Annotated in this window: 12 protein-coding genes and 1 tRNA gene; 3 read left to right on the forward strand and 10 right to left on the reverse strand. The window is 39.5% G+C overall.

Annotated elements, in window-relative coordinates; translation table 11 throughout:
* Positions 1-2: 2 nt before the first annotated feature.
* Positions 3-650 carry an ABC transporter ATP-binding protein gene (locus ABJF57_RS09560; protein ID WP_462234638.1) on the reverse strand — a complete coding sequence of 216 codons (648 nt, stop codon included), beginning with the start codon at positions 648-650 and terminating at the stop codon, positions 3-5.
* Positions 651-753: 103 nt separating this feature from the next.
* On the opposite strand from ABJF57_RS09560, the gene sucC reads away from it, so the two are divergent.
* Positions 754-1,965 (forward strand): ADP-forming succinate--CoA ligase subunit beta, encoded by a 1,212-nt coding sequence (gene sucC, locus ABJF57_RS09565; RefSeq protein ID WP_462234640.1) that lies wholly within the window; start codon positions 754-756, stop codon positions 1,963-1,965.
* Between the two features lie 68 nt (positions 1,966-2,033).
* Complete coding sequence (locus ABJF57_RS09570; protein ID WP_462234642.1) at positions 2,034-2,459, forward strand: hypothetical protein; 426 nt, start codon at positions 2,034-2,036, stop codon at positions 2,457-2,459.
* A gap of 405 nt (positions 2,460-2,864) precedes the next feature.
* Here the strand turns inward: ABJF57_RS09570 and ABJF57_RS09575 are convergent.
* A tRNA-Arg gene (locus ABJF57_RS09575) sits at positions 2,865-2,938 on the reverse strand.
* A gap of 32 nt (positions 2,939-2,970) precedes the next feature.
* Positions 2,971-3,342 carry a hypothetical protein gene (locus tag ABJF57_RS09580; RefSeq protein ID WP_462234643.1) on the reverse strand — a complete coding sequence of 124 codons (372 nt, stop codon included), beginning with the start codon at positions 3,340-3,342 and terminating at the stop codon, positions 2,971-2,973.
* Positions 3,343-3,426: 84 nt separating this feature from the next.
* On the opposite strand from ABJF57_RS09580, the gene ABJF57_RS09585 reads away from it, so the two are divergent.
* Entirely contained in the window at positions 3,427-3,573 is a 147-nt protein-coding gene (locus ABJF57_RS09585) for a hypothetical protein (RefSeq protein ID WP_462234645.1), read from the forward strand.
* On the opposite strand, the gene ABJF57_RS09590 is transcribed toward ABJF57_RS09585, so the two are convergent.
* The 7 genes from ABJF57_RS09590 to truB form a co-directional block, all read right to left on the reverse strand.
* The gene (locus tag ABJF57_RS09590) at positions 3,570-4,409 is read right to left on the reverse strand and encodes an ion transporter (protein ID WP_462234647.1); all 840 of its coding nucleotides are present in this window, start codon (positions 4,407-4,409) and stop codon (positions 3,570-3,572) included. The genes ABJF57_RS09585 and ABJF57_RS09590 overlap by 4 nt on opposite strands.
* A 101-nt stretch (positions 4,410-4,510) precedes the next feature.
* Entirely contained in the window at positions 4,511-5,971 is a 1,461-nt protein-coding gene (locus tag ABJF57_RS09595) for an SGNH/GDSL hydrolase family protein (RefSeq protein WP_462234649.1), read from the reverse strand.
* A gap of 8 nt (positions 5,972-5,979) precedes the next feature.
* Positions 5,980-8,865 (reverse strand): TonB-dependent receptor, encoded by a 2,886-nt coding sequence (locus ABJF57_RS09600; protein ID WP_462234651.1) that lies wholly within the window; start codon positions 8,863-8,865, stop codon positions 5,980-5,982.
* Between the two features lie 186 nt (positions 8,866-9,051).
* Complete coding sequence (gldC, locus tag ABJF57_RS09605) at positions 9,052-9,381, reverse strand: gliding motility protein GldC (RefSeq protein ID WP_462234652.1); 330 nt, start codon at positions 9,379-9,381, stop codon at positions 9,052-9,054.
* Positions 9,382-9,428: 47 nt separating this feature from the next.
* The gene (locus tag ABJF57_RS09610) at positions 9,429-10,238 is read right to left on the reverse strand and encodes a M48 family metallopeptidase (protein ID WP_462234654.1); all 810 of its coding nucleotides are present in this window, start codon (positions 10,236-10,238) and stop codon (positions 9,429-9,431) included.
* Positions 10,235-11,161: a bifunctional riboflavin kinase/FAD synthetase gene (locus tag ABJF57_RS09615; protein WP_462234656.1), complete on the reverse strand. Its 927-nt coding sequence runs from the start codon at positions 11,159-11,161 to the stop codon at positions 10,235-10,237. Before ABJF57_RS09615 ends, ABJF57_RS09610 begins: the two co-directional genes overlap by 4 nt.
* The gene (gene truB, locus ABJF57_RS09620; RefSeq protein WP_462234658.1) at positions 11,148-11,822 is read right to left on the reverse strand and encodes a tRNA pseudouridine(55) synthase TruB; all 675 of its coding nucleotides are present in this window, start codon (positions 11,820-11,822) and stop codon (positions 11,148-11,150) included. The genes ABJF57_RS09615 and truB overlap by 14 nt, the downstream gene beginning before the upstream one ends.

The following is an 11,822-nucleotide window of genomic DNA, read 5'->3' on the forward strand; positions in this document are numbered from 1 at the left end:
GTTCAAGTAGTTATGATTCCATCTTTTATTTCGAGTTTTCTATCTGCCATCCCAGCGAGTTCCATATTATGAGTCACTATGACAAAAGTTTGGCCAATTTTGTTTCTTAGATCAAAAAATAGTTGATGTAAATCATCAGCACTTTGTGAGTCTAGATTTCCGCTTGGCTCATCCGCAAACACAACAGACGGCTCATTAATCAAGGCACGCGCAACAGATACACGTTGCTGTTCTCCACCTGATAGTTCAGAAGGTTTATGCTCTTCTCTTCCAGAAAGACCTAAAATCTCCAAGAGATGTCTTGCTCTTTTATCCGCATCGCTATCCCCTCTGATTAGCGCAGGTATGCAAACATTTTCTATGGCGGTAAACTCTGGGAATAAATTATGAAATTGAAATATGAATCCTATCCGCTCATTCCTAAAAAGTGCCATTTTCTTTTGATTCAAAGACGACACTTCAACGTCATCAAACAAGACTTTTCCTTCATCCGGAACATCCAGTGTACCCAAAATATGTAGAAGCGTACTTTTTCCAGCCCCCGATGTACCAACGATACTTACCACTTCTTCCTTATCAATGGAAAGGTCGATTCCTTTTAAAACATTTAATCCGTTATACGATTTATGAATATTTTCCGCCTTAAGCATGCCGGCAAAGATATGCTTATCTACTTCAATTGAACTAACTCAATGGCCTTCAATCTTGGTTATACGTCTGCGATGATTTAGCTTCGCAGAAAATTTATTTCCCATGAATATTCACGAATACCAAGCCAAAGAAATTCTCAAGTCATATGGAGTAACCATCCAAGAGGGTGTTGTTGCAGACACACCTGATAAAGCAGTGGAAGCCGCTAAAGAATTGAACAGAGAAACAGGTACAGAATGGTATGTAATAAAAGCTCAAATACACGCGGGCGGCAGAGGAAAAGGAAAGGTGAACGAGACTGGCTCAAATGGTGTAGTACTTGCAAAAAGCCTGGATGAAGTAGCTCCTAAATCAAAAGATATCCTAGGGGGTACTTTGGTAACTCACCAAACTGGTGCTGAAGGAAAGAAAGTGAATAAAGTGCTCATCGCACAAGATGTTTATTACCCTGGTGAATCTGATCCGAAGGAGTATTATCTATCAATCTTATTGGATCGTGGTACTGGTAAAAATGTGATCATGGCCTCTACTGAAGGCGGGATGGACATAGAAACCGTGGCTGAGGAGACTCCCGATAAAATTGTGAAAGAGTGGATCGATCCTGCGGTTGGTCTTCAGGGATTTCAGGCAAGAAAAGTGGCTTTTGCATTAGGTCTGGAAGGCGATGCTTTTAAAGGAATGGTTAAGTTTATCTTTTCTCTGTACAAAGCTTACGAAGGGACTGATGCTTCTCAGTTCGAGATCAACCCAGTTTTGAAAACTTCAGATAATAAAATTCTTGCCGTTGATGCAAAAGTGAACATTGATGACAATGCACTTTACAGACATAAAGACATTGCTGAATTAAGAGACCTTTCCGAAGAAGATCCACTAGAAGTGGAAGCTGGGAAATCTGGATTGAATTACGTGAAGCTTGATGGAAATGTTGGTTGTATGGTAAATGGTGCTGGTCTAGCTATGGCTACCATGGACATCATAAAGCTCTCAGGTGGCGAACCTGCCAACTTTCTTGACGTAGGTGGTGGGGCTAATGCTCAGACTGTTGAGGCCGGCTTCAGAATCATTTTAAAAGATCCAAATGTTAAAGCCATACTTATTAACATATTTGGCGGGATTGTTCGATGCGACAGGGTAGCCAATGGAGTAGTTGAAGCATACAAAAATATTGGAGATATCACTGTGCCTATCATCGTAAGACTGCAAGGAACAAATGCTGAGGAGGGTGCGAAAATCATAGAAGATTCAGGATTGAAAGTAACCTCTGCAATCGTATTGAAAGATGCTGCAGATAAAGTAAAAGAGGTACTTTCCTAAGCTGAAACCGACCTTTCCTCTTAGGGGTCAATTCATAAAAACTTTCCATAGTTGTAAATCACACAACTATGGCTTTTTTACGTTTAATCCTTCTCTCTTTTATTGTCATCAGCTGCGCCGATAGCAGCCCACGCCCATTGAGTAGGTCCGATCTTTTTTCAGGTCAGGATAAGTTTGGCAAGACCTGGCAAATTCAGCAAATAGAAATTGAGCTAGGCACGCTACTACCCAAATCTTGCGTTACAGATAACTTCATTACTTATTATCCTAATGGCACGTACGAGATCAATGAAGGAGCTACCAAATGCAATCCTGAAGATCTTCCCGGTGTTATCGGTCAATGGTATTTGGATAATGAAGAAGATAGATTGTTCATTGAAATAGATGATAGCCTTCAAGTATGGTATATAGATGAAACCAGAAGTGATTATCACAAAATCACCTCCGATTTTAAAGAAGGCAATAGAACATACACATTCTCTTTATCGAAATAATTGACCTATTCAAAGAAATAGTTGGGGGTATCTAAGTCAGTACTGGCCTTACTAGCGACAACAAAATGATATCAATTATGAGTTACGTAAGATTTTTCCTTTCCATATTAACGGTGATTGTTTTGCTTGTCATGTTGAGCTAATAAAAAAAGATAACTACCGCAATCACCACTAAAAAGGTCCTCTCAGCATGAGAGGACCTTTTTAGTTTTATGGGGTCACGGTCTACTACAAATGAAGATACTAAATGTGCACTCGGAAGGATTACTCATACCCACAGCCATGCGCCAAACCCCTCGTGAATTTCGCTTCGCTTCATCTCGAAGATTCTCATCCTTCCTGTTTTCATCTCATAAAGGAACGTAAATAAAAAAGCACCTACTAAAAATAAGTAGGTGCTAAATGTGCACTCGGAAGGATTCGAACCCTCAACCCCCAGAGCCGAAATCTGGTATTCTATCCAGTTGAACTACGAGTGCATTTTCTGAGCGCAAATATAGAATCAACTGGATTAAAACGAAATCTTATCGATGGAACTAAAATTCATTGATTCGCTCTTGCCGGAAGTATTCATTCCCTCGAGTTTTACCAAATCAATTTCAACTTCCAATTTATTATTGTCAGACTTTACCAGTACAACCCGATAGGTTGTCACTCCCTTTTTTTTCTTCAGCGTTTCCTTAAAACTGATTCGCTTAATATCTCTAAATAAAACGTTGTAGCTTTCTCCTCTATAAGTATAGCTGAGTTCATTAGGCGAGCTGTTAGTCTCATTTTGATAAATTTTTACACTGCTCAAACTCAACTGATCTCCGTTGTTTTTCACAACTGTTAGCGAGTTCTGGAAAAGTGATAAAACAAGAGTTATTACGAGTAATTTCATAGATTAATACAATTCTAAATAAGTAAGTTACAAAAACAAATACTTAGATATCATTTACCGTGCTATATTTATGCCAAAAAAAGAATGCAAGAAACAGAATCGACGAATTTCTCTGAATGGATGGCATCTCTCACTGTTACTGATGCGGTAAATATTCTCCTGATGACAGTATTTATCATAGTGATTGTGTGGCTTGTGATTCGAACATTTAGAGGAAAGTCTTCCGCTTAAAGCTTCGCAGCGCAATTCTTGCAGAAGATTGCATCTTTCGCATGTCCTATTTTACCGCATGCAATGCATTCTCTTTTTGCTGCAGATTCCTTTTTCTTTCGATTTTTCTCTGCCTGAGCTATCTCTGTCGTTACAATTCCAGTGGGTACAGCAATAATGGCATAGCCCATCAGCATCAGCATTGACGCCACTGCCTGGCCTAAAATAGTTTGTGGTGCAATATCTCCATATCCCACAGTAGTAATTGTCACAATCGCCCAATAAATACTTCTAGGAATGCTTGTGAACCCACTCTCACCTCCTTCTATCATATACATGAGTGTTCCCATGATCATGGCAAGCGTAAATACAGCACCAAGAAACACCAAGATTTTGTGTCTGCTTGCCGCCAACGCATTAGACAAAACAGAAGCTTCCCTTAGATATCTTCCTAATTTGAGAATTCGAAATATTCGTAGCAATCGTATGGATCGAATAACGATCAGGTAGCTTCCCCCTGCAACAAATAGTGTTAGATAGGTTGGTAGGGTGGCTAAAAGATCTATGATGCCGAAGAAGCTAAAAGCGTACTTCTTAGGTTCTGCTGTAATAAAAATCCGAAGGGAATATTCAATGGTGAAGAGGATTGTGAAAAACCATTCTGAAATAAAAAAAAGATCTGCATACGCCTCCCTTATCTCGCGTACACTTTCAAGCATTACACTTAGCACGCTCAGCACAATTGCCCAAAGAAGAACAATATCAAAAAGTTTCCCTGCTCTGGTGTCTGTGCCAAACACTATCACAAAGAGATTCTTTCTTAGTTGAGGTAAAAATTTAAAATCGGGGTGAGACATGCGTTAAAAATACTATTAAATAAAAAACCTCGCTTGATGCGAGGTTTTTTATTTTCTAATTCTACCTTAAAACTTTAAGAATGAATTAATCCTAAATGTTCTTAATAGGGAATTGGCAAGTTATTGCCTGCATAATCGTTCGGATTGCACAATGGAATTTGTGATCCAAACTCCGCATTTATTGCTGAAATGAAAAGGTTGGCAATGTATGCGTATCCTCTTTTGTTCGGGTGCACTCCATCCAGGGAAAAGCCTCCAAAAGGTGGCTGAAGAGTAGCATTCATTCCGGAACCGTTGATAGAAACACCGTTTGCAGCTAGCGATGCAAACTCTGCGTTAACGTCCACCAAAACCAAATTTGGATTTGCATCGACAGCCGTTTTAATATGGCCATTAAATGCAGCAATTGAGTTTGCAACCTCTGCAACTTCGGAGACGCTTCCGTTTGGATAAGTAACTCCTGTCAATACCCACTGATCCGCGGCAGGACCTGCCAAAGTACCTAGACCTGTCGGCAATTGAGCTGCCGCTGGAAGTATCACTAAATCACCTAACTGTGTTTGTCTGTAGTTTGGCAGACCACCAGCCGTTAAGTCAGTCAGAAGATCATCCTCTATAACAAATCCATTATTTCCTACAACAAAATTTATCGTTCTCAACGCTTTTTCTTCAGCTGATAGCGGAGATGCGCTAATACCCGCATTGTAAGCTGCATAGTTAGCATTAAGGGCATCTGCACTTGCCTGATCCAATGGAACTGGATTCCATGAAATGGTAGTGAAATATGCAACATCCGGAACATTGGGGATGTTAGCAACCGCTCCTTTAGCATTGCTGTTTGCGGTGGTTAGCGCCCCAAGAGCTAAACCTAAGAAAGTATTAAAGTCACCATCGCTCGTTAATAGTGCTGGATTTGAAGCTCCACCGGTTGCATACCCTAACACATCAATATTACCTAGCCAAAAGGTGAAGAAAGTGCCGCCATCAGCCAAAGCTGCCGCAGCATCACCTATTTGAGTAGATGTTGCCGGGTCTGCAGCAAAACGACCAAAGAGTGCCGCAGTTCCTTCAGTTCCTGGGGGATAACTGGCAATAGTGGCCAAAGACATTCCAAGACTCATTCCTGGCACACCGAAATTATTTAGTGCAGATTTATCGCCCGTATATGCAGTCGGATTTCCCTGAGTTGCATTAAAAGGAGCTGGTAAGCCAGCGGTACCAGCCGGAGTTGGTACAGGACTTGCATTTGGATTGGCGGATACATTCTGTGCGAGAACTAATCTACCATCAGGAATTTCCAATCCAACATCTGGCGCGTTGAATTGTCCACCGCCTACTGCCTCCATTTGAAGCGCTATTATAGCTGGGAATGAAGCATCCTGACCAGATTGGTATAAGGCATTATCTAAAAATCCAGACGTTAATGAATTACCCACTGATACCATTTTAGTAAAATCGGCTGATCCTGCATCTGGTTCGTCAACAGGCGGAAATTCATGCGTACATGAAACTGCTATTACAGTTACTAGGGCTAGTGAAATGTTCTTTATATAAAACTTCATGATAATTCTTAGTTTAAAAATTCATCGAATGTGATAGAAACATAAAATATTGAACCTAGAGAAGGTCCTCCATAACTAAGCGTATAATCTTGGTTAAGTATGTTGGTACCACCTACTTTCAAAATAGACTTCAAATCTGACAATTTATAGCTAACCTGAGCGTCTACTGTTGAAACTGAAGGCATGTCACCCTGACCAAAAGATGATTCCCATCTAAAGTCTTGCTGCCATCTATACGCAACATTGAATCCTAACTTATCTGTCAGTTTGCTATTTGCGATAGTGAAGTTCACTTTATTTTCAGGAGTATTGAATTCATTCAAAAACCCTGAACCTAACTCTTCATTCAATTTATTCCAATTGTAATTGGCACCTAAACGGTATCCATTACCCAAAATATACTCTAGACCAAACACGAATCCTTGTGCACTGACCTCTCTATTTACATTGGTATAAGTCTGGAATGTATTTTCAGGCTCTGAAGTTGGCGTTAATAGCCCTTGAGCGTTTCTTAGATTTTGCTCAGTAGGAACTGTCGCATCTAGATCCAAAGTACCTGCTGCTTTTCTTATTTGAACCTGAGCAATGAAGTCGGAATAAATGTTTCTATAGTAAGCCATATCAACGAACAACTTATTACCTATTAAACCTTTATAACCAATCTCTATTGACTTAACCTGCTCTGGCTTAACTGGTTCAAGCTCAGTTGCAGCAACCAATACATCCAAATATGCAGGGTTTGCTAAGGCCAGCGCCGGATCAGGATCACTTGCTACTAGGCCAATGAATTCCTGTACCGATTGTGCGGTATACGCATTTTCATAAATGTTGTATGCTTCTGCATATCTTGGCAAACCTCCTAAAAGTCTGGCAGTCACAACATTTAAATCAATGTGTTGTCCTTGAGTTGTCGGATTTCTAAAACCTGTTTGGAAAGAAGCCCTGATGTTATGATCATTAGCTACTTTATATACCCCCGAAATACGTGGATTATATTGACCATCAAAGTTTTCATTTTTATCGTATCGTACAGAACCTGTTAACTTCAATTTATCATCAAGCAATCTTTTGGAAGCCTGAGCAAAGCCGCCAAACTCCTGTATTGTGATATCGTTCCCTACTGAATCTGCGAAAATGGTACCATTGGATCCTAGATCGTACAGTTTATAGCTTGCTCCTACCTGAAGATCCATGAAGTCAATCTGATTTTTCAGGTCGTACATCCCTTCAAAGTGATAGAATTTGGATTTGTCATTGAATTTGGATCCTCCTGGAATTACGGATTGAGTTGACTCCTGCAGAGCCGCTTCAAATTCGGGAGTACCTGGAATTAATCTACCAACGTCAGCAGTAGCACGGCCATTTAAATGAGCGGCATCCCGCTGTGCAGCTGTGGGTCCATTTGTGAAATCAAACTGACCAGCACCTGCGAATGTTGCCAAAGAGGTCAGATATCCCTGAGCATATTCTCCAAACCACTGTGAATCTCCTTTCCATGCTCTATTAATTAATACCCCTGACAAATCAGCAATGTACGAATCTCCTGAATTTTCAATCGTTGTATATCCTCTGACGAAAAAATTGTCTGCTTTCAACTCAAGCTTGTGGGATTGAATATTGAAGTTCTTCAAAGAATAGCGCTGAGCTCCTGTGTATACTGTTGTACCAGCTCCGTAGTTCAAGGTATATGAAATCTCTAGATTATCATTCAAACGGTAGTGAAGACCTGTGTTGAACTTTATGTTTTTTGCTCCATAATCAACTAGGAATCTTTCTTCATATGGTGTTCTAGAAACAACTTCTGTAGGGAAGTAATTCAAAAATGGCTCTAGTGCAGTTCCTTCAAAACTAGATGCGGCACTAATTTTTACTAAGCTCATGGCAGCTGAAACTTCATCGCCGTATCCGTGTACTAAGTTAGATCCTGGATTATGACTCAATCCTGCTGGCTGAATCGCCGAACTTTTATCTCTTAAATCTGTACCATACCAATCTTCAGCTCTGCTGTAAGAAGCATTGATCTTAAAAGCAAACTTATTATTGTATGCCTTTGCATATCTAACTGAAAACTCATTCATCATCTGAGCACTACCAGGTCCTATTTCTTGACCTTCGGTGTTCAATTCTGAATCAGCAATATGATTTACACCTACTTTGGCATACGCACTCAATCCCTGGTAGTCAAATGGACTTTTACTATTGATTAATAAAATACCATTGAAAGCGTTGGGTCCATAAAGTGCAGAAGCTGCACCAGGTATAAGTTCTACACTTTCCACATCGATGGCGGACGGTCCATTTAAGTTACCAATTGGGAAATTCAGTGCAGGAGCCTGAGTATCCATACCATCTATTAATTGGACGAAACGTGTATTTCCAGTAGAGTTGAAACCTCTTGCATTGATGATTTGGAAATTCACACTACTTGTTGTCATATCAACACCTTTCAGATTGGCTATTGACTTATAATAATCGTCTGATGAAGTGTTTTGAATATCTCGTATATTCATTTTTTCAATTGATACAGGTGATTCGAGTATCCCTTCTTCTACCCTAGACGCCGAAACAACTACCTCCTGACCCAGCATTGTTGACTCTTCCAAAACAATTTTGATACCTGACATATCTGAATTGACCTCAAGTTGCTGCCTTTCGTATCCTACATATGAGATAACTATGTTAATTGGAGGCGATGCTTGCACAGCAAGGCTAAAGTCCCCGTTAATATCTGTGATTGTACCTAAAACGGTACCTTCTACTAGAACGTTTACGCCAATCAGTGGCTCTCCTTCGCTATCTGTGACATTTCCACTTATCGTGGTTTGGGCATAAGCAGTGACAGACAGGACAGTCAAAGCCAACCCAAAAATCATCTTTGTCAAATTCCTAATCATAAGGTTGATGTTTTGTGAATTAAAATTTTGATACTAATAATACTTAAAAAAGCCTACAAATACGCATTTGCAACGAACTTATTGAGGCAGGTTTATGCAAATTTTTCAAAAGAAAATATTATGCATGCATAATATTAATGATTTTTCATGAAATAGAGAGGATTCTATTAAAATGAAAATATCTCATCATCCTTCATTTTTTACATGTTCTACAAGCTTATCGCATAGCTGAGATATTTCTTGATTCATGTATTCATCGCCAGTGGCATTCAAAACACTCTGAGCTAATCCACCTAGACAATCAATATAGAAATGCTTCATTTGGTCCACTGGCATGTCTTTGGACCATAGGTCGATGCGCATGGTATTTTTATTATCATGATCCCAAAGAGATAGACTAATGGATTTAGTTTCGGAGGGTCCTTTTTGTTCTTTTTCGTCTGCATCCCACATAATTCTTTCGGGAATGTTTTCGTCATCTAATTCTACCACGAATTTGATTTCTGATTTTTTCATTTGGTTCTAATTACTGTTTTGAAAAGTGATTTCTATTCCTTGATAAACTATGGTAATGCGTTTCGGAACGACCGGAATCTCGAGCCTGACTGATCATCGACTGTAACATCACAGCCTACGGAAGAGGCGAAAGTACTGATATCTTCCAGTCGCGATTCTTGTAATAGATGTGCTGCAATCAAAGCTGCTTGATTGTTGGCCTGCACATTCAAGGTTTTTTCAAAAAAGAGCTTAACAGACTCACATGACTGCTCCGTCTCGCTTAGCATTGAAATGGCTAAAGTATCCGCTTCAAGCTCATTTCCTCTGGAGAAAGGTAAAAAACTATCTGACAGATCTAAATCGTCGATAATACTCTTTAGTTCTGTGACACCTCCAGAGGTTGACAGATTTTTCAATCTGTTCACACCATATTTAAAGAATAGTGCCTGAGTAATGTGGGATTGATCAATATGGGCTATCAAATGCGCTAGCAATCCTGAAAACTGATCCTCGTTATCCAAAAAGAAAATCATACCTGTGGTAACATAAATATGCCCACCTGGTAAAGCAAAGGCTTGTCGCTCTGGGTCATCCAATAGATAAATGCGCCAAATAAATTCATCTCCTTTGGAGATCTGTGATGCAGAGGTAATTTCCAAAATGCGGGAATTGACATAGCCATATGGTATGCTATTTCCTTCGGTTGGAAGAATGCTAAAACCCTCATCTGCTGCAATTGCTTCTGCCAATTTCTCACCCAATGCTATTTCATCCTCCTCTGTAAAATCTATTAACTCTTCGGTTTTCTTACACGAAGAAAGCACATGGCACATTCCTAAGAATAAAATCAATATGGATAAAACATTGAATTTCATTTCAAAAAACTTAACGCTAATTCTTTGTCTTTATTCAATTGCTCCTTCAATGCCTCAATACTGGAGAACTTCATTTCCTTTCGAAGAGCTTTCACAAATTCTACTTTCATTTCCATTCCGTAAATGTTCTCATCAAAATTAAACAAGTGTGCCTCTATTGTTCTTTCTCTACCATCGACAGTAGGTTTAAACCCAATATTAAGCATTCCATCAAATTCTTCTCCCTTGAGAAATGCTTTTATGGCATATGCACCATCAGCTGGCAGAAGTTTGTAAGCCTCATGCACTTGAATATTTGCGGTGGGAAACCCCAGTGACTTGCCCTTCTTATTTCCATCAATAATCTTTCCTTGAATGGAATAATTTCTACCTAAAAGGGAGTTTGCAAGATGAATCTCTCTGCTTTCTAGTGCATTTCTAATTTCGGTCGAACTTATTCCTATGTGATCAATCTCTTGCTTGGAAATTTCATTCACCTTGAAACCATATTTGGATGAATGCTCTTGAAGGAATTTTATGTTTCCTTCTCTATTGTTACCAAAATGATGGTCATATCCAATCAAAAGCTGTTTTGTTCCAACATATTCCACAAGCACATTTCGTACGAATTCATCTGCGCTTAAATTAGAGAATTGTGGTGTAAATGCAATTTTAAGAATGTAGTCAACGCCCAAATCATTAACCATCTCCACTTTTTCATCAAAAGTGGTAAGAAGCTTAAGTTTATCTGCATCCTTGTTAAGTATAAATCTTGGGTGCGGCCAAAAGGTGATCAGCACGCTCTTACCATTATTTGCTCTGGCTTCTTCAACTAGCCTTTTTAAGATTGTTTGATGTCCAATATGCACACCATCAAAGGTTCCAATGGTCACCACGGCGAAACCTGGTTTTTCGAAATCTTCTAAGCGATCAACTACCTTCATTGTGTTGAAGAATAAACTCATCTAAATTTACCGCATCTGATAACTGATATTCCCCTACGCTGGTTCGGACAAGTTTTTTTAAATACCCGCCAACACCAATTTTTTGTCCAAAATCATGGGCTAAACTCCTGATGTACGTGCCTTTCGAACAGGAAACACTGAACTTAACTTCGGGCAAATTAGATGCGTCTATTTCGAAATTGTGAATAGTTAGTAAACGTGGTTCAAGTTTTACGACCTCATTTTTCCTAGCTTTCTTATATGCTCGTTCTCCACCAACTTTTACAGCTGAATGCGCCGGTGGAACCTGAGAGATGTCTCCCAAAAAAGCTTTCCTTGCTTCTTCTAAATCTTCGCCAGTGATATGTGACCATTCTGATTCAGAATCAAACGCTGTCTCCAGGTCGTACGAGGGAGTAGTTTTACCAATTTCAATAATCCCTTCGTAGGTTTTATCAAGACCTTGCAGTTCATTCAATTTCTTGGTGAACTTGCCTGTACCAATTATCAAAAGGCCAGTAGCCAGTGGATCTAGTGTACCCGCATGACCAATCTTCTTGACTTTGAGGGTGTATCTTAATTTTTTTACAACATCAAAAGATGTCCAGTCAACAGGTTTGTTGATAAGCAGCAACCGTCCTTCTTCGTAGGGATTTTCCAT

It is taken from the genome of Ekhidna sp. (genome assembly GCF_039940915.1).
In the GTDB taxonomy this organism is placed as follows: domain Bacteria; phylum Bacteroidota; class Bacteroidia; order Cytophagales; family Cyclobacteriaceae; genus Ekhidna.